The 21,680-nt window shown below is 68.8% G+C and carries 23 protein-coding genes; 9 read left to right on the top strand and 14 right to left on the bottom strand.

The window, feature by feature from the left end:
• The first annotated feature begins 94 nt into the window (after positions 1-94).
• Positions 95-1,327 carry an MFS transporter gene (locus M2282_RS26490; RefSeq protein ID WP_280811764.1) on the top strand — a complete coding sequence of 411 codons (1,233 nt, stop codon included), beginning with the start codon at positions 95-97 and terminating at the stop codon, positions 1,325-1,327.
• Here the strand turns inward: M2282_RS26490 and M2282_RS26495 are convergent.
• Genes M2282_RS26495 through M2282_RS26505 form a run of 3 tightly spaced genes read right to left on the bottom strand, consistent with a single transcriptional unit; the run spans position 1,317 to position 2,282 of the window.
• Positions 1,317-1,631: a GNAT family N-acetyltransferase gene (locus M2282_RS26495; RefSeq protein ID WP_280811765.1), complete on the bottom strand. Its 315-nt coding sequence runs from the start codon at positions 1,629-1,631 to the stop codon at positions 1,317-1,319. The two genes, M2282_RS26490 and M2282_RS26495, sit on opposite strands and share 11 nt — an antisense overlap.
• Positions 1,628-2,125: a nuclear transport factor 2 family protein gene (locus M2282_RS26500; RefSeq protein WP_280811766.1), complete on the bottom strand. Its 498-nt coding sequence runs from the start codon at positions 2,123-2,125 to the stop codon at positions 1,628-1,630. Before M2282_RS26500 ends, M2282_RS26495 begins: the two co-directional genes overlap by 4 nt.
• Positions 2,126-2,156: 31 nt before the next feature.
• Positions 2,157-2,282, bottom strand: a complete 126-nt coding sequence (locus M2282_RS26505; RefSeq protein ID WP_348541749.1) for a hypothetical protein — start codon at positions 2,280-2,282, stop codon at positions 2,157-2,159.
• A 13-nt stretch (positions 2,283-2,295) separates the two neighbouring features.
• On the opposite strand from M2282_RS26505, the gene M2282_RS26510 reads away from it, so the two are divergent.
• Positions 2,296-2,445, top strand: a complete 150-nt coding sequence (locus tag M2282_RS26510) for a hypothetical protein (protein ID WP_280811804.1) — start codon at positions 2,296-2,298, stop codon at positions 2,443-2,445.
• Positions 2,446-2,461: 16 nt separating this feature from the next.
• Here M2282_RS26510 and M2282_RS26515 read toward each other — a convergent pair whose 3' ends face one another.
• Positions 2,462-2,980: a CinA family protein gene (locus M2282_RS26515; protein ID WP_280811767.1), complete on the bottom strand. Its 519-nt coding sequence runs from the start codon at positions 2,978-2,980 to the stop codon at positions 2,462-2,464.
• A 5-nt stretch (positions 2,981-2,985) separates the two neighbouring features.
• Positions 2,986-3,564, bottom strand: coding sequence for a phosphatidylglycerophosphatase A family protein (locus M2282_RS26520; RefSeq protein ID WP_432422942.1), 579 nt, complete (start codon positions 3,562-3,564; stop codon positions 2,986-2,988).
• Positions 3,565-3,733: 169 nt separating this feature from the next.
• On the opposite strand from M2282_RS26520, the gene M2282_RS26525 reads away from it, so the two are divergent.
• A complete protein-coding gene (locus M2282_RS26525; protein ID WP_432422945.1) occupies positions 3,734-5,158 on the top strand; it encodes an MFS transporter in 1,425 nt (474 codons plus the stop codon).
• An 18-nt stretch (positions 5,159-5,176) separates the two neighbouring features.
• Here the strand turns inward: M2282_RS26525 and M2282_RS26530 are convergent, their stop codons facing one another.
• Both M2282_RS26530 and M2282_RS26535 read right to left on the bottom strand, forming a co-directional pair.
• On the bottom strand, positions 5,177-6,883 hold the full coding sequence (locus M2282_RS26530) for an FAD-dependent oxidoreductase (RefSeq protein WP_280811769.1): 1,707 nt from the start codon (positions 6,881-6,883) through the stop codon (positions 5,177-5,179).
• 31 nt (positions 6,884-6,914) lie between these two features.
• A complete protein-coding gene (locus tag M2282_RS26535) occupies positions 6,915-7,925 on the bottom strand; it encodes a Bug family tripartite tricarboxylate transporter substrate binding protein (protein WP_280811770.1) in 1,011 nt (336 codons plus the stop codon).
• Positions 7,926-8,026: 101 nt separating this feature from the next.
• Between M2282_RS26535 and M2282_RS26540 the strand changes: the two genes are divergently transcribed.
• Positions 8,027-8,935 (top strand): LysR family transcriptional regulator, encoded by a 909-nt coding sequence (locus M2282_RS26540; protein WP_280811771.1) that lies wholly within the window; start codon positions 8,027-8,029, stop codon positions 8,933-8,935.
• A gap of 69 nt (positions 8,936-9,004) precedes the next feature.
• Positions 9,005-9,712, top strand: coding sequence for a DUF3053 domain-containing protein (locus tag M2282_RS26545; protein WP_280811772.1), 708 nt, complete (start codon positions 9,005-9,007; stop codon positions 9,710-9,712).
• On the opposite strand, the gene thiL is transcribed toward M2282_RS26545, so the two are convergent.
• The 5 genes from thiL to apaG all read right to left on the bottom strand — a co-directional run bounded on the left by thiL (position 9,713) and on the right by apaG (position 15,802).
• The gene (gene thiL / locus M2282_RS26550; protein WP_280811773.1) at positions 9,713-10,672 is read right to left on the bottom strand and encodes a thiamine-phosphate kinase; all 960 of its coding nucleotides are present in this window, start codon (positions 10,670-10,672) and stop codon (positions 9,713-9,715) included.
• Between the two features lie 147 nt (positions 10,673-10,819).
• Positions 10,820-12,028 (bottom strand): YbdK family carboxylate-amine ligase, encoded by a 1,209-nt coding sequence (locus M2282_RS26555; protein WP_280811774.1) that lies wholly within the window; start codon positions 12,026-12,028, stop codon positions 10,820-10,822.
• A complete protein-coding gene (locus tag M2282_RS26560; protein WP_280811775.1) occupies positions 12,025-13,296 on the bottom strand; it encodes a cation:proton antiporter in 1,272 nt (423 codons plus the stop codon). Before M2282_RS26560 ends, M2282_RS26555 begins: the two co-directional genes overlap by 4 nt.
• Complete coding sequence (locus M2282_RS26565; RefSeq protein ID WP_280811776.1) at positions 13,293-15,275, bottom strand: site-specific recombinase; 1,983 nt, start codon at positions 15,273-15,275, stop codon at positions 13,293-13,295. Before M2282_RS26565 ends, M2282_RS26560 begins: the two co-directional genes overlap by 4 nt.
• A gap of 131 nt (positions 15,276-15,406) precedes the next feature.
• Entirely contained in the window at positions 15,407-15,802 is a 396-nt protein-coding gene (apaG, locus tag M2282_RS26570) for a Co2+/Mg2+ efflux protein ApaG (protein ID WP_280811777.1), read from the bottom strand.
• Positions 15,803-15,873: 71 nt separating this feature from the next.
• Here apaG and rpe point away from each other — a divergent pair, with 71 nt between their 5' ends.
• Positions 15,874-16,566 (top strand): ribulose-phosphate 3-epimerase, encoded by a 693-nt coding sequence (rpe, locus tag M2282_RS26575; protein WP_280811778.1) that lies wholly within the window; start codon positions 15,874-15,876, stop codon positions 16,564-16,566.
• On the opposite strand, the gene M2282_RS26580 is transcribed toward rpe, so the two are convergent.
• Complete coding sequence (locus M2282_RS26580; RefSeq protein WP_280811779.1) at positions 16,556-16,828, bottom strand: hypothetical protein; 273 nt, start codon at positions 16,826-16,828, stop codon at positions 16,556-16,558. The genes rpe and M2282_RS26580 overlap by 11 nt on opposite strands.
• Positions 16,829-16,993: 165 nt before the next feature.
• Here M2282_RS26580 and M2282_RS26585 point away from each other — a divergent pair, with 165 nt between their 5' ends.
• From M2282_RS26585 to ligD, 3 genes are all read left to right on the top strand, one after another.
• Positions 16,994-17,992 (top strand): succinylglutamate desuccinylase/aspartoacylase domain-containing protein, encoded by a 999-nt coding sequence (locus M2282_RS26585; RefSeq protein ID WP_280811780.1) that lies wholly within the window; start codon positions 16,994-16,996, stop codon positions 17,990-17,992.
• Positions 17,993-18,057: 65 nt separating this feature from the next.
• Positions 18,058-19,044 carry a Ku protein gene (locus tag M2282_RS26590; RefSeq protein ID WP_280811781.1) on the top strand — a complete coding sequence of 329 codons (987 nt, stop codon included), beginning with the start codon at positions 18,058-18,060 and terminating at the stop codon, positions 19,042-19,044.
• Between the two features lie 12 nt (positions 19,045-19,056).
• Positions 19,057-20,622 (top strand): non-homologous end-joining DNA ligase, encoded by a 1,566-nt coding sequence (gene ligD, locus M2282_RS26595; protein ID WP_280811782.1) that lies wholly within the window; start codon positions 19,057-19,059, stop codon positions 20,620-20,622.
• Between the two features lie 146 nt (positions 20,623-20,768).
• Here the strand turns inward: ligD and M2282_RS26600 are convergent, their stop codons facing one another.
• Positions 20,769-21,587 (bottom strand): transglutaminase-like domain-containing protein, encoded by an 819-nt coding sequence (locus M2282_RS26600; RefSeq protein WP_280811783.1) that lies wholly within the window; start codon positions 21,585-21,587, stop codon positions 20,769-20,771.
• Positions 21,588-21,680 lie beyond the last annotated feature (93 nt).

The following is a 21,680-nucleotide window of genomic DNA, read 5'->3' on the forward strand; positions in this document are numbered from 1 at the left end:
CGCAGCGAAATAAAGGAGGAGCCGAAGGCGGGGGACATTCGCGGAGGGGAGTACCCGGTGGCCTGTGCACCCGCCCTGAACAAGAGCACCTCCAATGACCCCAGAGGCAGAACCCCTGACACCGCGCACCGCCTGGGTCATGGTTCTCGCCCTGTGTGCAGGCGTTGCACTCAGCCAGGCCTTCCGTACGGTCGGCGCCATCATGGCCAGCCCCCTGCAGACCGACTTCCAACTCTCCGCCCAGGCCCTCGGAATCTTCTCGGGGGCTTTTCATTTCGCCTTCGGCGCGATGCAGCTCTTCATGGGCATCGGCATCGATCTGCACGGCGTGCGCCGCACGGTGCTCGTGGCCTTTCCCATCGCCATTGCGGGCGCGCTGCTGTCGGCCGTGGCGTCCAGCTATCTCGTGCTGGTCGCGGGGCAGGCGCTGATCGGCGTGGGCTGCGCGCCGGCCTTTCTCGTGTGCACCGTCTTCATCGCGCGGCACTTCCCGGCGGCGCGTTTTGCCACCGTGTCGGGCATGGTGCTCGCCATCGGCGGCGTCGGCATGCTGGCCACCGGCACGCCGCTCGCGTGGCTGGTGCAGGCGCATTCATGGCGTGCGGGGTTCCTGGTGCTGGCCGTTGCGGCGGCGCTTGCGTGGCTCGCGATCTGGTACTGGGTGCATGAACCCGCATCGGCCGTGCCGCAAAAGAAGGAGTCGATCCTCGAAGCGATCCGCCAGTTCGGCGCGCTGTTCGCGATGCCGCACACCCTCGGCATCATGGTGCTCGGTGCCGTGACGTATGCGGCCTTCATCTCGCTGCGCGGCCTCTGGCTCGGCCCGCTGATGATGGAGCGCCACGGCTACTCGCTGGTGCAGAGCGGCAACGTCGCGCTCGCGGTGTCGGTGATCTCGCTCGTCGGCGCGCCGCTTTTCGGGCGCCTGGACCGCGACGGCGCCGGGCGCCGCCGCTGGATCGTGATCTGCGCGCTGGCCTACGCCGCGCTCTTCGCGCTCATCGCGGTGCTGCACTCGGCTTGGCTCGACATCTTCGGCATGGTGCTGATCGGCGTGCTCTCGGGCTTCATCGTGTGGCAGTACGCCGACGTGCGCGTGGCCTATCCGGTCACGCTCACCGGGCGCGCGATGGCCGTCTTCACGATGGCGATGTTCCTTGGCGTTGCGCTGATGCAGTGGGGCACCGGTGTCGCGGCGTCCGTTGCCGCGGCGCACGGCGGCGATCCGCTCACGGCCGTGCTGGCCACCATCGCCGTGCTGCTGGTGATCGGCATCGCCGCCTTCGCGTGGCTGCCCGCGCCGGAGGCCGTGAACTTCAGATCTTGAAGGCGCGCTGAATATCGGGCCGCACGAGGTCTGCGTATTCGCGGTGCTTGCGGATGTAGCCCGCGATGAACTGGCACACCGGAATCACATGCAGCCCCTTCGTGCGCGCCTCGCCCAGCACATGCCTGGCGATGCCCGAGCCCACGCCCTTGCCTTCGAATTCAGGCAGCACCTCGGTGTGCGTGAACATGATCGCTTCGCTCAGGAGGTTGTATTCGGCGTAGCCCGCAAGCTGGCCGTCGATGGTGGCTTCGTAGCGGTGGGCCGCTTCGTTGGAAGTGAAGACGATGTCGTTGTTGCTCATGAAGGTTGGCTCGAAAGAAATTTGGAAAGATTGGCGGCGGCGGTGGCGCGCACCTTGTTGCGCAGCATCGGTGTCCAGCCCAGCAGCAGGCCCGGCGTGCCGAGCGCCTGGCGCGACCAGGTCCAGAACGGGAAGGTGTCGCGGTGGGTGGCGATCAGGCCCTCGGGCGTGAAGGTGAAGCGTGCGTCGATGCTGTTGTCCACCAGCCGGCCCGTGGCGCTGAAGCGGTAGTGCGCATCCCAGTGGGCGCTGCCCGTGGTGTCGTCGGCCTTCACGTCGCGAAAGCTCATGCGCCACACGTCCGCGCCCTTGGCCTTGGTGGCCGTGGCCAGCATGCGCCACATGCCGCCCACCTCGCGCCGCCCGCGCAAGGAAAAGGCCTCGTCGTCGAACACCGCGTCGGGCGCATAGCAGGCCTCCATGGTGGCGGCGTCGAGCTTGGCGAACGCGCTGTAGAAGCGCTCGATGGTCTGTGCATTGGTGGCTGCTGTCATGAGGCCTCTTGGAGTTATCGATAGGGAACTGTCAGATCGACGCCGGGATGTTGCGCGCGAGGAAATCATAGACGGCGCGAATGCGCCGGTCGGTGCGGATCTCCGGATGCACCGCGAGCCACACCGGAAGCGGCGGAATCTTCAGCTGCGGCAGCACGCGCTGCACCTGGGTGTCGGTGGCGCACGACCTGCTGCTGGGCTCCGAGCCGCCGCGCAATGCGCGCAGTCCGACGCTGCAGATGATGTGCCGGTTGGGCTACCCGATCGCGCCGGTGCCTGCCGCACCGCGACGGGCGGTCGGCGATTTCATGCTGGCCTGAAGAGGGCCACGCGGGCTTACTCGCCCAGCAGTTCCACCAGCGTCTGCAGCGCGTAGTGCACCGTGGCCGCGCGCACCGTGGCGCGGTCGCCGTCGAAGCGGCGGCGCTCGGTGCGGATCTGCCCGTCGACCGACCAGCCGAACCACACCGTGCCAACCGGCTTCTCGGCCGTGCCGCCCGTGGGACCGGCGATGCCCGTCACTGCAATGGCTGCGCGAGAGGGCGCCGAGCGCGCGATGGCTCCTGCGGCCATGGCGCGCGCCACCGGCTCGCTGACCGCTCCGTTCGCGTCGATCAATGCCGCAGCCACGCCCAGCAGTTCGGTCTTGGCCGCATTCGAATAGGTGATGAAGCCGCGCTCGAACCACGCGCTGGAACCCGCGAGTTCGGTGCAGGCCGCGGCGATCAGGCCGCCGGTGCAGCTCTCGGCGGTGGACAGCATCCAGCCTTTTTTCAGCAACCGCCCGGCAACGACCGCCACCAGGGCGGCGGCGTCCTGCTCGGGAAGCGGCAACAACGTCGAAGAGGAATCCATGGAGTTCACCACGCGCGCCAGAGCGCAATGACCAGCAGCGTGCAGAAGGCCGCCACCAGGTCGTCGAGGATGATGCCGAAGCCCGCACGCCACCAGCGAACCTGGGTGGCGTCGCGCTGCTTGAACAGCGCATCGGCCCAGGCGACAGGCCCGGGCTTGGCGGCATCGAAGAAGCGGAACAGGCCGAAGGCGATGGCCTGGGCGAAGAGGCCGGCCGGCGTGACCAGCCAGAGCACGATCCAGAAGGCGACGACCTCGTCCCACACGATGGCGCCGGGGTCGGCGATGTTCATGTCCCGCGCCGTCACCGTGCAGGCCCACCAGCCGATGGGCAGCGACGCCAGGATGATCCAGCCGATGGTGGCCGGCGTGAACCACAGCTGCATCACCACGAAGGCGACCCAGGCCCACAGCGTGCCCACGGTGCCTGGCGCGAAGCGCGGCAGGCCGGAGCCGAAGCCCAGCGCGATGGCGTGTGCCGGATGCCCGAACAGGAAGCGCAGGGTGGGGCGGCGGATCGAGGGTTGCGGCATGGCGCCGGACGGCGGGGCGTCGGAGGAGGAAGAAGGGGAAGCGGCTTGCATCAGGCCCGAAGTGTCGCGCATCCGGGCGCCGGGCGATTCGGGTCTTGGCTTTATTTATCAAAGCAATAGCTTGTTTAATTGAATGGTGGCGCCTAGTATCCGGGCTCCTTTTCAGCCTTTCGGGTTTGCCATGCCGCCTGCCGCTTCTTCCTCCGCCGATCCTTCTTCGATGCCGCCACCGGCCACGGCAGGGTGGGGCGAACTCTTCACCGGCCGCAACGGCTGGCGCGCGCTGGCGCTCACCGGCGGTGTCGCACTGCACGCGGTCAACGTCCACATCGTGACCACGGTGCTGCCTTCGGTGGTGCGCGAGATCGGCGGGCTCGACTGGTACGCATGGAGCACCACGCTCTTCGTGGTGGGTTCGATCCTCGGGGCGACGCTCTCGGTGCGGCTGCTCGCGGTGCTCGGGCCGCGCGGCGCTTGCCTTGCGGCGCTGGCCGTGTTCACCGCCGGCTCGGTGGGCTGCGCGCTCGCGCCGGCGATGCACTGGATGCTCGCCGGCCGCACGGTGCAGGGGCTGGGCGGCGGCATGCTCGCGGCGCTGAGCTACGGGCTGATCCAGCTCGTGTTCGCGCAGCGCTTGTGGCCGCGCGCGGTGGCGCTGGTGTCGGGCATGTGGGGCGTGGCCACGCTGTGCGGGCCGGCGGTGGGCGGGCTCTTCGCCGAGGCGGGGCACTGGCGCTGGGCCTTCTGGTTCCTGTTGCCGGTGGCTGCGGCCCAGGCGCTGCTGGTGATGGTGCAACTGCGGCCCGGTGCCGGCGTGCGTCACTCGAGGCCAGTGAACATGCCGCGCATTCCGGCGCTGCAGATCGGCCTGCTGGCCGCCTCGGTGCTGGTGATCGCGGCGAGCGGGCTCCTGTCCGATCTGGCCTTGCAGGCGGTGGGCGTGGTGCTCGGCCTGGCCATCGGCGTGGCTGCCACGCGCATCGACCGTCGGGCCACAGTGCGGCTCCTGCCGACCGGGGCGTACGTGTTGAGCGCGCCGCTGGGCGCCATCTACGCCAGCGTCGCGCTGCTGCTGATCGGCACCACCACCGAGATCTTCGTGCCGTACTTCCTGCAGCTGCTGCACGGCCATTCGCCGCTCGCGGCGGGCTACCTCACGGCCGCGATGGCCGGCGGCTGGAGCGCGGGCTCGCTGCTGTCGTCGGGGCGCAGCGGCGCGGGGGCCGACCGCATGCTGCGCGCCGGCCCGGTGGCCTGCACGCTGGGGCTCGTGGCGCTTGCGCTGCTGCTGCCATTCCCCGGGCACCTCGGCTCGGGATTCGAGACCGTGCTGGTCGCCGCGGCGCTGGCGGTCGTCGGCCTGGGCGTAGGCATCGGCTGGCCGCACCTGGTGACGCGCGTGCTGTCGCTGGCGCCGAAGGGCGAAGAAGGCCTCGCGTCCGCATCGATCACCACGATCCAACTCTACGGCATGGCCGTGGGCGCCGCGGTGGCGGGGCTGGTGGCCAACGCGGCGGGGCTCACACTGCCGGGTGGCGCGGAGGGCGCGCAGTCGGCGGCTGTGTGGCTGTTCGCAAGCTTCGCGCTCGCTCCAGCACTGGCCGCGCTGCTGGCGTACCGGGTGGTCGCACCGCGAGGTTGGTGAGCCCCGGAGAAACGGAGCTCAGGCGGCGACGACGCCTTCCCATGCCAGCGCCCGCTTGCGTTCGCGCACCCGCTTCGCATCGCCACGCAGGATGGCCACGAAGTCGTACACATCGAACGGCAGGTGCGCGCCGCGCCAGGCGACATGCTGGTCCGCACGGCACAGCACCAGGCGGTGGGCGTAGGCCTTGGGCACTTCGGCGGTCTCGATGTCGAGCACCGTGAGCGGCATGTTGTAGCTCTGCGCGGCACGCTCCAGCGGCCGCACGTCCACGCTGCGATCGAAGCGCAGCAGCGTGTAGCCCGGGCCGAACGCGTCGTACAGCGAGCGGCCATCGGCCAGCCAGAAGTGCGGCGCGCGGCAGCCGGGCACGGTGGAGGGCGTGAAGTCGCCCATCGAGTACGGCGGCGCGGTGTGCTCGCCGTCCGCGATGATGATCGGCGAGCCCGTGTAGAAGTAGCCGAAGTTCAGCCCGCCGCAGCAGAACTGCTGCACGTTGAGCGCATAGGCCTCGCGGCCGATGTCGGCGCGCAGCGCATCGCCCTCGGGCCCCGGCGCCTCGATGTTCTGCGGCACGGCGCGGCGCGCGCGGATCATCTTCTGCGCATGGTCCATCGCGAAGTTCGACACCTGCTCGGTGATCGGCTGGCGCTCGGCCTCGTAGGCATCGAGCATCTGCTCGTCGCCCCAGCCCTGCACGCAGGCGCCCAGCAGCCACGAAAGGTTGAGCGCATCGGCTATGCCCGCGTTCATGCCATAGCCCGCGTACGGCACCCACAGGTGCGCCGCGTCGCCCGCGAGGAACACGCGGCCCTCGCGGAAGCGGTTGGCCACCAGGCGGCGACCGATCCAGTCTTCCTTGCTGATGACCTCGTATTGGAAATCGGGGCCCACGCCCAGGATGTCGCGCAGCGCCTGGTCGCGGTCGACCGAATCGAACTCGGGCTCCTCGGCGTTCAGGTGGTTGTGCACCAGCCAGGTCTCGTGCCCGTCGATGGCGAACATCGTGCCGCAGCGGCGCGGGTTCATCGCGTAGGTCGACCAGGCGGGCTTGCCGGGGATCATGGCGCGCAGTTGCGGCGCGCGGATGAAGGTCGACTGCACGCGCTGGATGACGGCCGTGCCCTCGAGCTTGGCGCCGATCTGCTTGCGCACAGCCGAACTGCCGCCGTCGCAGCCGACCATGTAGCGGCAGCGGATGCTGCGCGTGACACCGCCGTCCATCTCGGTGGCGATGGCGGTCACGCCGCCCTTGTCCTGCGTGAAGCCCGCGAACTGCGTGCGGTTGAGCAATTGCACGCCCGGCAGCGCCGCGGTGTGCTCGAGCAGGATGGGCTCCAGGTAGATCTGGTTGATGCGGTGCGGCGGCTCGGGCGTGGGCCACCAGGCGTCGGGGCCCTCGGTCTTTGTGTAGCGGTCGCGCCGGCACGGAATGGGAATGCGCGTGAGCTCGGTGCCGGTCACCGTGGTGCGGAACACCACGTCGTTGGGATAGTCCGCGGGCAGCCCCGCATCGCGCAGCTTCTGCGCCACGCCCAGGCGCCGGAACTGCTCCATGGTGCGCGAGGCCACGTGGTTGCACTTCACGCTCGGGGGTTCGGCGAAGCGGCGCGTTTCGCAGACGATCACCGAGACGCCGCGCGATGCGAGGTCCATCGCCAGCGTGAGGCCCACGGGGCCTGCACCGATGATGAGAACGTCGGCCTTCAGTGTGGTGTCGTTCATTGTTCGTTCTTCCCTGTCTCTGTCTGCTCTGTCAGTCGAGCTTGATGTTGGCGACCTGGATCACCTTGGCCCACTTCTTCGTTTCGCTGCGGATATAGGCCTCGAAGGCCTCGGTCGAACCCGGTGCGGGCTCCGCGCCGAGGTTGCGCATCGCGGCCTTGATCTGCTCGTCGCCGAGCGCGGCGTTGAGCTCGGCGTTGAGCCGCGCGACGATGGGCGCGGGCGTGCCGGCCGGCGCCACCACGCCGAACCAGCCGGTCGAGTCGTAGCCCGGCAGGCCCGCCTCGGCCACGGTGGGCACGTCGGGCAGCATCGGCACGCGCTGCGCGCTCGTCACCCCGAAGGCGATCAGCTTGCCGGCCCGGATCTGTTGCAGCGAGGCGGGCAGGTCGACCAGCGCGAGCTGCACCTGGCCCGCCATCGCATCGAGTGCGGCCGGGCCCGTGCCGCGGTAGGGCACCTCGATGAGCTTCACATCTGCCATCTGCGCGAAGAGTGCGGTCGACAGGTGCATCGCGGTGCCGTTGCCGCCGTGGCCCATCGAGAGCGTGCCCGGCTTCGCCCTGGCCAGCGCGATCAGTTCGGGCAGCGTGCGCGCGCCCACCGAGGGATGCCCGACGATCACGAACGGCGTGGCCGCGACCATGCCGACCGGCTTGAAGTCCTTCACCGGGTCGAAGGGCATCTGCGCATAGAGATTCACATTGGCAGTGAGCGCACCGGCCGCACCCAGCCCGAGCGTGTAGCCGTCGGACGGCGCCTTCGCCACCAGCGAGAGGCCCACGTTGCCGCCCGCACCGGGCCGGTTGTCCACCACCACCTGCTGGCCGAGCTTCTCGTTGAGCCGCGGCACCAGCATGCGCACCACCGCGTCGGCGCTGCCGCCGGGCGGGAAGGTCACGACCATGCGGATCGGATGGGTGGGAAAGTCGGCGGAAGCCGGGGCCTGGGCCTGCGCGTGGCCGCCCAGGACGCCGAAGGCCGTGGCCAGCAGCAATTGCCTGCGAAGCGGTTGCGCCTTGCGGGCGATCGGTGCTGTCATCGGGACTCCTTGATTGTTCTTTTACTTTGTTTCGGCCGATTGAACGATGGGGAAATTCATTCGTAAATCGAGAAATTCCGTATCAAATATCAGATTGCCTTATGAATGAAAACTTCAGTCCTACCTTCAGCCCGACGATTCGCCAGCTGCGCGCGTTCCTTGCGGTGCACCAGTTGCGCAAGCTCAGCGCGGCCGCGCAAAGGCTGTTCGTCACACAGTCGGCAGTGAGCATGCTGCTGCGCCAGCTCGAGGAGGGGCTGGGCACGCGCCTCTTCGACCGCACCACGCGTTCGCTCAAGCCGACCGCGGCAGCCAACGAGATGCTGTCCACCGCCGAGCGCATCCTGCGCGACGTCGATTCGCTCTCGACGGGTTTCCGCGAACTGGCCACGCTCGAGCGGGGGCGCGTGTCCCTGGCCATCACGCCCACGCTGGCCGCCTTCCTCCTGCCCGCAGCGATCCGCAGCTTCAGCGAAGAGCATCCTAAAGTTCGCGTGATGGTCAACGACTGCGCGCCCGACCAGTTCATCTCGCGCATCCTCGGCGAGCACGTGGATTTCGGCATCGGCACCCCCGAGCGGCCCGGCGCCGAGGTCGAGGTGCAGCGGCTCATGCGCGACCACCTCGCGCTCGTGTGCAGGAACGATCATCCGCTGGCCAAGGCGCGCGTGGTCCGCTGGACCGACCTGGGCGGCCATCCTGTCATCACCGTGCGGCCCGGCTACGGCGTGCGCCCGCTGATCGATGGCACCGCGGCGGATGCCGGCGTGGCGCTGGACGTGGTGAACGAGGTGTCCTTTCTCTCCACGGCGCTCTGGATGACAGCCAGCGGCATGGGCGCATCGATCATGCCCTCGGCCTTCGCGCGCGATGCGAACGATCCGTCGCTGGTGGTCAAGGTGCTCAGCGCGCCGCGCATCTCCCGCGACATCTCGGTGGTCACCAAGCGCGGGCATTCGCTGTCGGTCGCGGCGCGCGCCTTCATCGATGCCATCAAGCGCAACATCTGAGGCACCTGAACGCCATAGGCCGGACGTATGCTTGACGGTTCATCCACCCAAAGAAAACACTACGCCACCATGAAGACCTTCGTCCGCTTCGCCACGCTGGGCCTGTGCCTCGCCTTCAGCTTCATGCTCGCGGCCTGCGGCAACAAGGAGGCCGAGCAGCGCACCGCCTTCATCGAGTTCCTGCAGACCCGCCTGCTCGACAAGCCGGGCCTGCGCGTGCCCACGCCGACCGAGGAGCAGAAGACATCGTTCGGCGACTACGCGAAGCACTACGCAGTGATCACCGATTTCAACGAAGGCATGAACAAGTCGGTGAGCCAGCCGATGGGCGAGGTCATGGCCAAGGGCGCGCTGCGCTCCATCGGCGACCTGGCCACGCGCCGCGACGACCTCAAGGCCGCCAAGGAAGGCCTCGCGGGCCTTCGCACCGCGCTCGACCAGCAACTGGCCAAGGCCGATGCCGCGCACGCGCAACTCAAGCAGCCCGATGACCTCAAGCAGGTCTACGACAAGGCCTACGAGAAGACCGTCTCGACGCCGGCCGCCACCTTCAAGGAAGTGTTCCCCGCGCTCGACGCCACCTTCGACGGCGCGCTGGCCGTGGGCGATTTCCTGCAGCAGAACAAGTCGAAGATCCAGATCTCCGGTTCGTCGGTGACGGTGACCGATCCGGCCTTGCAGGCGGAACTCAACAAGATGCTGCAGGGCCTGAACGGCCAGTCGGCTGCGATCAATGCGGCGCAGCGCAAGATGCAGGCCGTGGTGCGCGGAAGCTGATCAGACGAAGTGGTCGAACGAGCCGAAGCGCTGCGACACCGGCGCGCCGCTCGCGTCCACGATGCGCAGGCCCGCTTCGGCATCGATGCGGCCGATGCGCGTCACGCGCGTGGTGCTGTCCTTGCCGGCTTGCTCGACGGCTGCACGTGCCGAGGGCGGTGCAGTGAACACCAGTTCGTAGTCGTCGCCGCCTGACAGCGCGCAGGTGCGCAGCATTTCGGCGCCGAGGCTCGCGGTGCCTGCGGCCATCACCGTGCGGACGGTCGAATTCACGTCAAGCGTTGCGCCCACATTGCTCGATCCGAGGATGTGGCCGAGGTCGCCTACCAGACCGTCGCTCACGTCCACCGCCGCCGACGCGATGCCGCGCAGCGCCTGCCCCAGGGCGACGCGCGGCGATGGTTGCTCCATGCGCGCGCGGGCCTGAGCGAACACCTCGGCGGGCAACGTGATCGTGCCGCGAAAGACCTCGAGCGCGAGCCGCGCATCGCCGAGCGTGCCGCTTACCCAGATGTCGTCGCCGGCCCGCGCGCCCGATCGCAACAGCGCCGCGCCGGCCGGCACTTCGCCGAAGACCGTGATGCAGATGTTGAGCGGGCCGCGCGTGGTGTCGCCGCCCACGAGTTCGCAGCCGTGTTCGTCCGCGAGCGCGAAGAGGCCTCGCGAGAAGCCTTCGAGCCAGTGCTCGTCCACGCCCGGCAATGCGAGCGCGAGCGTGAAGGCCAGTGGCTTGGCGCCGCAGGCCGCGAGGTCGCTGAGGTTCACCGCCAGCGCCTTGTGGCCGAGGCGTGCCGGCTCAACGGTCGAGAGGAAGTGCCGGCCCTCGACCAGCATGTCGGAGGACACGGCGAGCTGCATGCCCGGCGCGGGCGCGAGCAGCGCGCAGTCGTCGCCCACGCCGAGCGGCGAGCGCTTGGCGGGGCGTTTGAAATAGCGTGTGATCAGGTCGAATTCACCCATGGGGTGCGAGCATAAGCGGTGCGTCGATGCGGCATTTCTCCCTCCCCTTCCGGGGGAGGGCTGGGGTGGGGGCAAGCGGCGCACCCATCGAGCGCTCTGCCCGCCCCCATCCCAGCCTTCCCCCAGAGGGGGAAGGAGCAAGAAGCGTCAGGCCGCCCCGCGGAACCTGAGCGCCGCCTGCCGCACCACCTCCGCCAGCAACCGCTCCTTCCCCTGCTTCTCCCGCAACCATCGCGCATCGTTGCGGTTGGCCTCCACGCTGGTGCGCAGTTCACCCAGCGCCTGCGTGGCGTTGAGCGCCTCGCTGTGCCATTCGAGCTGCGTCATCGTCATGAGGATGTGGTCGCGCAGCGGCATGTGCTGGCCGCTGGCCGGGTCGACATACACCGCGTCGAGCCCGAAGCGGCAGGCCTGGAAGCGGTTGTAGGTGTAGACGAGGTAGTCGTCTTCGCAAGGCTCGAAGGGCTGTTCCTGCAGGAACCAGGCGGCCAGCGACTGCACATAGCCCGCGAGCGCGGCGGCGCGTTCCACGGTGAGGGGCGTGTCGAACACGCGGATCTCGATGGTGCCGAACTCGGGCTTGGGGCGGATGTCCCAATAGAAGTCTTTCATGCTGCGCACGACGCCGGTGCGCGTCATGCGCTCGAAGTAGGCCTCGAATTCCTTCCAGCTCGTCGTGAACGGCGCGCGGCCCGAGAGCGGAAACGCGAACACCGAGTTCAGGCGTGCCGAATCGAACTGCGTGTCCTGCCCCTGCACGAACGGCGAGGAGGCCGACAGCGCGATGAAGTGCGGGATGTAGCGCGACATGCGGTGCAGCATCAGCAGCGCCGCATCGGCATCGGGGCAGCCGATGTGCACATGCTGGCCGAAGATGGTGAACTGCTTGCTCAGGTAGCCGTACAGCTCCGACAGCTCGCGAAAGCGCGGCTTGTCATAGATGCGCCGCTCGTGCCATTGCTGGAACGCATGCGTGCCGCCGCCGACCACCGCGATGTTGAGCTTGTCGGCGTTCCTGATCAGCGCCTCGCGGATCGGCGAAAGCTGCTTGATCACGTCGGCTGCCGAGTGGCAGATGTCGGTGGAGATTTCGATCATGCTCGAGGTCATCTCGGGCACCACGCTGCCGGGGAGCGGCGTCTGCGCCATCAGGCGCAGCATGTCCTCGGCGTAGGGCGCGAGGTCGTAGTCGTGCGTGTTGACGAGCTGCAGCTCGAGTTCCACGCCCAGCGAGAGCGCTTCGGACTTGTTGAACGGCTCGAGCTTGACGGCGCGGCTGTCGGGGTCGGCCGCGAGCGGTGCCGAGCGCACGTCGTCGCTGTCGGGATCGATGCCGGTGGGGAGAGCGGTACTCATCGCTGCGTGTCCTCGGTGGTACTGAAGGCCTGGGGCGCCCAGGGCACCGAACTCTCGCCGACCGCATGGATGGCCACGGTGGCGAGCACGGCGCCCACCAACTCCATCAGCAGGATCGACGGCAGGGCCACCTGCGTGATCATGGTGCCCAGCAGCGGCGACGCGGTGGCGAAATTCGATGCGATCAGAAGGGCGATCGACGACAGCGGCGACATCGCGCAGCCGACCCAGAAAGCCTGCTTCCAGCTCGCGCCGCTGCCGGGGTTGGCAATGGCCACGCCGGAAATCTTGGCGACCATGCGCACCCCGATCACGGCCAGTACCACGCTGGCCACCGGCAGCGTCCAGTCGGCCTGCGCCGCCACGATGGAGACCAGCACGAACATCAGCATGGTGAGCAGCGAGGCGGCGGTGCCCAGTTGCCGTTGCCACGCCCAGGGCTTGGGGTTGAGCGTCTTGAGCAGCACGCCGCCGATCAGCGCCGCGAGCGGCGCCGAGCCGCCGATGTGCGCGGTGAGCGCCGCGCCGGCCGCGATGATCGCCAGCAGCAGGATCGAGGTGTTCTCGCTGGTCGGGCTCATCACGCGCAGCGCGGTGCGCAGCGCCAGCGCCATGATCCCGCCGACCACGAACGAGAGGCCCAGCACCACCGCCACCGGGTAGAGCTTCTGCAGCAGGGTGTGCGGCGCGCGCTCGATGAGCCCGGCCTGCGCGTAGCCGAGCGCGAGCGCATAGAAGGTGTTGAGCGTGGCCAGCGTCATCGCACGCTCGGTGACGGGGCCCGCCGCGCGGGTGTCGATGATCACGCGGCTGAGCACCGCGGGCGAGGCGACGATGGCCATCAGCGCGATCGGGTTGGCCACCGGCTCGGGCAGGCCCAGCAGCGTCAGCACCCAGTACACGCCGAAGTAGGTCAGCGTGGCTTCGAGCAGGCTCTGCACCAGCACCATCGGGTTGTGGCGGAACCAGCGCAGCGGCAGCCGGCCGCCGGCCTCGAACAGCACCACGGCCACGCCCAGCTCGAGCAGGAACAGGCTGATGCCGCGCAGCGGCCAGATCGCGCCCTCGAAGCCGGCAAAACCGACGACGGTGCCGACCAGCGAGTAGCCGACGACCTTGGGCAGGCCCAGGTAGCGTTGCACCAGGTGGCCGGAGGCCGCGGCGGCCGCCAGAAGCAGCGACCACAGCACGGTGGGCAGGCCGGCCGAGGGGCGCACCCATTCGGACCAGAAACCCAGCAGATCGTTGATGAAGCTCGTCAAATTCATGCAGGTAGAAAAAAGCTCACAGGCCGGCTGCGCCAGCGCGCCCAGATCGCGCTGCGGATGCGTGCGCGGTCACCGAGGCTCACGCTGTGCGCACGCAGCGCGAGGCGGAATGCGAAATAGAAACTCACGCTCACATTGAGCGCGCCGATCACCGGGATCGCCGCCACCGCCCACCAGAGGGCGGGCTGCTGGAGCACCGACAGGCCCGTGGACGCCGCGGCTGCGGCGATCTGCCCGGCCGAGAGTGTCACGTGGCGCACATCCAGCCCGAGCCCGAAGAAACCCGCGAACGCGGGCAGCAGCCCGAGCATGAGTCCCAGCGAGATGTTGGAGGCGAAGCCTGAGATGTGTGTGCGCATGAAGGTGGCCCAGCGGCGAGCCCGGGCGGCACCCAGAAAGGCGCCGATGCGTGGGTTGTAACGCATGGCGGAGTCCAGGCGATGCAGGACAAAGGCGTTTTCTGTCCATCCGGCGACGATGCTGGCCGAAAACAGCAGGATGCCGGTGAATGCCGCGAAAAGCGCGGTCGGCCCGGCCAGCGAGAGCGAATTCAGCGTGGCCGCGGCATGCGCCGCATCGAGCAGCGGCCGCCCGAGCGCGTACTGCACCAGGAGCGCGAGGGCGACCATCGTCGGCGCCACCACCAGCACATTGCCCAGCACCGCCGCCACCTGCGAGCGCACGAGGTTGGCCACCTCGTCGACGAAATCGTCCACCGCGCCGTCGGACTTGATGTCGCGCAGCCGCGCCGCCAGCGCCGGCGCTGTCATGGCGGGCTGCTTGGTGGCGAGCGTGAGGTGCAGCAGCTGGATCGCGACGAAGCTCGCCGCATACATCAGGCCCGAAGCGAGGCCGGTCCAGAAGGCCGACAGCGCCAGGGCATAGATGCCGAACTTGAGCAGCACCGTCAGCGCGGTGAGCGCGCCGCCGCCCGCGGCCTTCTTCACCATCTGCAGGTAGCTTGCGCGGTCGCGGGTGATGTAGTGCTCGCCGGTCTCGGCGCTGCGCTCGGTCACCTTGGCCGCGAGCATCGACGAGTTGGAGGCCACCAGCGCGCGGATGCTGTTGCGCTCGCCGCCCGCGAGCACCAGCTTGCCGATGAGCCGCGCCACGCTGGGGGCGGGCACGGGCGACATCAGGCAGTCGAGCAGTTCGCGGATGCGCAGCACGCGCTCGCGCAGCTGGCGCAGCCGGAACACCAAGCCGACGGAGATGCCGTTGTCTTCCAGGTGCGTGTAGACCGACGAGGCGCTGGCGCGGCAGGCGTCGAGCCGGTCGCGGAAGGCCATGAAGGCAGCCTGCAGGGCTTCTTCGCTTTCCGCGCCCGCGGGCTGCTCGAACATCTGCTCGCGCAGTTCGTCCAGGTCGGCCATCAGCGCGTGGAAGGGGCGCGTCTCGTGGTGTTCCAGGTTCATGCGCAGGCGCAGCTCGGGCGAGAAGCCGGCCGCGACCACCTGGCTGCTGCAGTAGGTGATGGCGTCCATCACCGTGTGGCGCCAGCGCGGCGCACCGTCGGGATCGACCGTGGCGTCGCCCAGCAGCGATCCGATGCGCGCGAGCTGGGTCTCGTCGAGCAGCGCGATCCAGCCCGCGTCGAACACGCCGGGCAGCACCATGCGGAACAGGTCCGACGCATCGGTGGTCTCGGGCGTACCGGGCAGGATCTTGCGGCGCAGCCGTTCGCTGAGCTCGCTCACGAACGCGGTGCGCGGCGCGAAGCCGTAGTCGGCCAGCAGCGTGGTCAGGTCGACCGATTGCGTGAACACGCGCCACCAGGCGCGCAGCCGCTCGCGCAGCTCGGGCCGCGCCTCGACGGCGTCCAGCAGCAACGACACACGGCCCATGGCCGCCTGCGGCGAGGCGCGATCACCCCGCAGCCAGTCGAAGCAATTGATGAGCCAGATGTGGCGCTGCGCCACATCGGCCGTGGGGTCGAGGCCGGCAAGCAGCCCCTGCAAGTCGCGCGATGCGGCAGCCATGAGATTTGTAAGGGATCAGTGCGGGGAACACCGCGGAACCGGCTTGGCCGGGCCGCCGGTGTTGCCCCCGGCGATGGGGAAGGAGAAGCGACACAAAGCGCGCGAAGAGTGCGCGAAGCCTGGGGGAGTGCCTAGTGAAGCACGCGAGAAACGGGCGCACCGCCGATGTCGGCTTCGAGCACGAACATGGGCACCGGCACATCGAAGCGCTCGCCTTCCTCGGTCACCACGAAGAAGCTGCCATGCATCGTGCCGCTCGCGGCCTGCAGCCGGCAGCCGCTGGTGTAGCGGAACGATTCGCCGGGCGCCAGCAGCGGCTGCTGGCCGATCACGCCGAGGCCCTTGACCTCCTGCGGATGGCCCGAGGCGTCGTTGATGAGCCAGTGGCGCGCGATCAGCTGCGCACCCACCGTCCCTACGTTGGTGATGGTGATCGTGTAGGAAAAGGTGTAGACGTTGTCCTTCGGGGAGGACTGGTCCACCAGGTAGCGGGGCTCGACCTGGACGCTGAAGGGGCTGTGTGACATGGGGCGGATGGTAACGGAGCCCTTTCCTCGGGATTTCCTCGGACATGGCCCGGCTGCGAGAATCGGGGGCTATGAGCACCCCGTTCCGCATCGCCCCCTCCATCCTCTCGGCCGACTTCGCACACCTCGGACAGGAACTCACCGACGTGATCGCCGCCGGCGCCGACTGGATCCACTTCGACGTGATGGACAACCATTACGTGCCGAACCTGAGCTTCGGCCCGATGATCTGCCAGGCGCTCAAGCCCTACGCCAGGACGGCCGACGGCACGCCGGTGCCGATCGACGTGCACCTGATGATCCAGCCGGTCGACGCCCTGGCGGCCTCTTTCGCGCAAGCGGGCGCCGACTACATCAGCTTCCACCCCGACGCTTCGCCCCATGTGCATCGCAGCATCCAGGCCATCAAGGCCGCGGGCTGCAAGGCGGGGCTGGTGTTCAACCCGGGGCTGGGCCTGGAGGCGCTCGACTGGGCCATCGACGACATCGACCTGATCCTCATCATGAGCGTGAACCCCGGCTTCGGCGGCCAGAGCTTCATCGATTCGGCCCTGCGCAAGATCGAACTCGCGCGCAAGCGCATCGAGCAGAGCGGGCGCGACATCCGCCTCGAAGTGGACGGCGGCATCAAGGCCGACAACATCGCGCGCGTGGCCTCGGCCGGTGCCGACACCTTCGTGGCCGGCAGCGCAATCTTCAACACCAAGGACTACGGCGCGGTGATCGCCGACATGCGCAAGCAGCTGGCCGGCGTCAGCGCTTGACCTTCTCGTTGTAGACGCGGTCCGTCACCGGCCCGCGGTCGGTGTCGACCACGCCGCGCTCCACATCCTCGTGCGCCTGGCGTCCCACCTCGGGCGGATTCCCGTCCTGGGTTTCCTGGCTGTCCGAGGACTGGTCATGTTCATGCGGCAGGCGCGGCGCCGATTCGCCGCCCTGTTCGACCTTGGTCTTGCCGCCGCCCGCATCCTTCGACGGGTCCTTCGGGTCGGTGGGCGGGGTCTTGCTGGTCTTGGCTTGGGTCATGCGATGGCTCCTTCATGGCGTTGCATGGCAGCCTGCCCCGGCGGGACCGCACCAGCGGTAGGACAGGCAAGGCAGCCCCTGTAGGCGACAACTCGGCGCTATGAAACCCATAGCGGCCCATGGCGAATCTTTGCCCACGGAAGCCCCTCCGCAATAATGGCCCGCATGTCTTCCGATCCTTTTGCCGGCGTGGCGACCGACAGCCTGCGCATCCACACCTTCGCCTCGCTCCAACCCGGTCCCCGGTTTCTCGTGATCGGCGGCGTGCACGGTGACGAGACCTGCGGCACCGCGGGCATCGAGCGCATCCTGGCCGAGTTCGATGCCGGCACGCTGCAACTGCAGCGCGGCGCGCTGACGCTGGTGCCCGTGGCCAACCCGCTCGCGCGCCGGCGCCTGCAGCGCGAAGGCGAGCGCAACCTCAACCGCCTGTTCCGCCCGACCGAAGACCCCGTCGACTACGAAGCCCGCATCACCAATCGCCTGGCCCCGGTCATCGCGCGCCACGAGGTGCTGCTGGACCTGCACTCCTTCCAGAGCGAGGGCGAGGCCTTCGCGATGATCGGCCCGCGCGACAACACCGGTACGCTGGAGCCCTTTGCCCGCTCGTACGAGGAGGGCCAGCTGGCGCTGCACATCGGCACGCCGATCGTGGTGGAGGGCTGGCTCGACATCTATGCCGCCGGCCTCGCGCAGCGCGCGGGCGGCGCGCCGGCCGACGAGGCCGCGCTCGACTTCGGCCGCGGCACCAACGAATACATCCGCAGCTGCGGCGGCTACGGCGTCACGCTCGAATGCGGCCAGCACCAGGACCCCGAGGCGCCCGGGGTGGCATGGCGCGCCATCCGTCGCACGCTCGCGCTGCTGGGCATGGCGCCATTGCCGCCGGATGTGCAGGCCGCATCGGTGCAGCCCAAGCTGCTGCGCCTGGCCAGCGTGACCGACCGCCTGCATGAAGAAGACAGCTTCGTGCGCGACTGGGCCACCTTCGACGAGGTGCGGCGCGGCGAGCCCATCGGCATGCGCCACGATGGCACGATGCTGAACGCGCCGGACGACGGCTTCATCGTGTTTCCCAATGCGCTCGCGCTGCCGGGCGCCGAGTGGTTTTACTTCGCGCACCCGAGCGAACGCGTGCTCGGGCCGGTGGCCGGCAGCGCCTGACGCCGCGTTCCTACACCGCCCGTCTGATGGAGGGGCACACATTCCAAGACTGAAGGAGTGTGCCCATGCCCGTCTCTAAAAAATCCCCCGCGCCGCGCGTCCTGTGGAAGGGCGCGATCAGCTTCGGCCTGGTCCACATCCCGGTGGCGCTCTACTCGGCCACCACCGACCACGGCATCGACTTCGACTGGCTCGACAAGCGCAGCATGGACCCGGTCGGCTACAAGCGCATCAACAAGAAGACCGGCAAGGAAATCGCGCGCGAGAACATCGTCAAGGGCGTGGAGTACGAGGACGGCGAGTACGTGGTGCTCAGCGACAAGGAAATCGCGGACGCCTACCCCAAGACCACGCAGACGATCGAGATCGAGACCTTCGTGCCTGCGAACGGCATACCGTTCGTGTACCTGGAGCGGCCGTACTACGTGGCCCCGATCAACAAGGGCGCCAAGGTCTATGCGCTGCTGCGCGAGACGCTGCAGCGCAGCGGGCGCGTGGGCGTGGCCCGCGTCGTCATCCAGACCAAGCAGCATCTCGCGGTGCTGGTGCCCGTTGGACCCGGCCTGGTGCTGAACCTGCTGCGCTGGGGCGCCGACATCCGGCCCTGGACCGACCTGCCGCTGCCCTCCGAAGACGCGAAGAAGGCGGGCCTCACCGACCGCGAGCTCAAGATGGCCGAGCAATTGGTCGACGACATGAGCGGCGACTGGGACCCGTTGGAATTCAAGGACGAGTTCAAGGACGAGATCCTTCGCCTGGTCGACCGGAAGGTGAAGGCGGGCCAGACCGAGACGGTGACGCAGCCCGAGGCTGAAGAGGGCCAGTCCATCGAGGGCAAGGGCGCCAAGATCATCGACCTCACCGAACTGCTGCAGCGCAGCCTGCGCAACAAGGGCGGCAAGACCAAGGCCGCCGCCGAAGACGACGAAGAAGAAGAGGGCGACGAGGCCGCTCCCCGCGCCCGGCCCGCGGCGAAGAAGCGCAAGCCCGCCGCCAAGGCCGCGTCGAAGACAGCATCGAAGACCACCGCCCGCCACCGTCGCGCGGCCTGAGGCGCCATCGCCATGGGAACCACCGCATCGACTGCGCGCAAGGCGCTCTCGCGCTACCACGGCAAACGCGATTTCTCGAAAACGCCGGAGCCCGAGGAGGGCGGCCGCGCGGGCAAGGGCGTGCTCTCCTTCGTCATCCAGAAGCACCACGCGAGCCACTTGCACTATGACTTCCGGCTCGAACTCGACGGCACGCTCAAGAGCTGGGCGGTGCCGAAGGGCCCGTGCCTCGATCCGGCGGTCAAGCGCATGGCAGTGCACGTCGAGGACCATCCGATCTCGTATGCGGATTTCGAGGGCACGATTCCGCCGAAGCAGTACGGCGCGGGCACGGTGATCGTGTGGGACCGCGGCGGCTGGCTGCCCGATGGAAGCGGTGCGGCCGACGCGCGCAAGGCGCTCGCGGCCGGCAAGCTCAGGTTCGAGCTGCGCGGCGAGAAGCTCCAGGGCCACTGGACGCTGGTGCGCATGCGCGGCAAGGGCGACGAGGCGCGTGCGCCATGGCTGCTCATCAAGGAGCGCGACGACGCGGCGCGCGATCTCGCCGACTACGACGTGCTCGAGGAGGAGCCGCTGAGCGTGCTCACGGGACGCGGCGTGGACGACGTGGGCGGTGTGCCGGCGAAGGCCGCAAAGCCGGCGGCTCCGGCGCGCGCGAAGGCATCCCGATCAACGAAGTCCGAAACCAGGAAGCAACCGGCCATGGCCCAGAAAATCACCCACGCCGACCGCGTGATCGACGCGCAAAGCGGCACCACCAAAGGCGAGCTGGCCGCCTATTACGCGCAGGCCGCAAGCCAGATGCTGCCGCACCTGCGCGGCCGGCCGGTGGCGCTGGTGCGCGCGCCCGATGGCGTGGGCGGCGAGCTGTTCTTCCAGAAGCATGTGCAGAACCGCGAGATCCCCGGCGTGCGCCTGCTCGATCCCGCGCTCGACCCGGGGCACGATCCGCTGCTGCAGATCGACACCGCCGCCGGCCTTCTCGGCGCCGCGCAGATGAACACGATCGAGCTGCACACCTGGAACGGCACTTCGCGCGCGCTCGACCGGCCCGACCGCATGACCTTCGACCTCGACCCCGGGGAGGGCGTCGAGTGGGCGCAGATCCAGGAGGCCGCGCTGCTCGTGAAGACGCTGCTGGACGAGCTCGGCCTGCCCAGCTTCCTGAAGACCAGCGGCGGCAAGGGCCTGCACGTGGTGGTGCCCTTGCGGCGCCATCACGGCTGGGACGAGGTCAAGGGCTTTTCGCAGGCGATCGTGCAGCACCTGGCGCGCATCGTTCCCGAGCGCTTCGTGGCCAAGAGCGGGCCGCGCAACCGCGTGGGGAAGATCTTTGCCGACTACCTGCGCAACGGCTTCGGCGCCACCACCGTGTGCGCCTGGTCGGCCCGCTCCCGCCCGGGGCTGGGCGTGTCGGTGCCCGTGGCCTGGGACGAGCTGCCCGATCTCACCGGTGCCGCGCAGTGGACGGTGGCGAACATCGGAGAGCGCATCGCGGTTGGCAATGCGCCCTGGGAGGCGATGGAGCGCAGCCGCACGGGGCTGTCTGCGGCAATGAAGATGATGGGTTACCTCTAGCTCCAGGGCCCGCCGGTTCCTCTCCCTCCCCTTTCGGGGGAGGGTCGGGGTGGGGGCCGACGGCCTTCGCACAGCAGGGCGCCTCTTCGAAGGCCTGCCCCCATCCCAGCCTTCCCCCGGGAGGGGAAGGAGCAAACACCCATCGTCTACTGCAGCACTTCCCTCGTCGTCACCTCGAAGCGCTGCAGCGTGTTCGCACCGAACACCATGGTGATCGGCACATCCGCCGCATCGCGTCCGCGCGCCATCACCACGCGGCCGATGCGCGGCTTGTTGTGGCGCGCATCGAAGGTGTGCCAGCGGTCGCCCAGGTACACCTCGAACCAGGCGCTGAAGTCCATCGGGTAGGGCACCGGCGGAATGCCGATGTCGCCAAGGTAGCCGGTCACGTAGCGCGCGGGAATGTTCATGCAGCGGCACAGCGTGATCGCCAGGTGCGCGAAGTCGCGGCACACGCCGGTGCCTTCGCGGAAGCCCTCGAGCGCGGTGCGCGTGGCGCGGGCGCTCTGGTAGTCGAAGCGCAGGTGCCGGTGCACGAAATCGCAGATCGCCTGCACCCGGCCCCAGCCCGGCGGTACATGCAGGAAATTGGCCCAGGCGAACTGCAGCAGTTCGCTGTCGACCTCGCAGTAGCGGCTGGGCAGCACGAAGGGCAGGGTGGACACCGGCAGGTCGGCCGCCGCATGCGCGATGGCGCCCAGGTCGACAGGGTCGGGCGCGCCGGTGTCGTACACGGTCGCCTCGTTGCGCAGCCGCACGCTGCTCACCCCCAGGGGCACGTGCACGCGGGCGCACTGGTTGTCGAAGACGTCCCGGTAGTGGTCGGTGACCAGCGGCGGGCTGATGGTGATGTTCTCGCTGCCCTGGATGTCGCCGGCGCGCGAGGGGTGCACCTGCAGCATGTAGATCAGCGCGGTGGGGGCGGTGACGCCCAGTTCGATGTCGTAGCCGATCTGGATCTGCATGGGTTTCTTCCCTGAGTGAGGCGGTAAAGGAGAAGACAAGCACGATCGGTGCCGCCTTCGGCCCATGCTATGCGACAGGGCGCCGCGCGCAGC

Origin of the sequence: Variovorax boronicumulans (genome assembly GCF_029892485.1) — a bacterium.
Classification (GTDB): Bacteria; Pseudomonadota; Gammaproteobacteria; order Burkholderiales; family Burkholderiaceae_C; genus Variovorax; species Variovorax boronicumulans_B.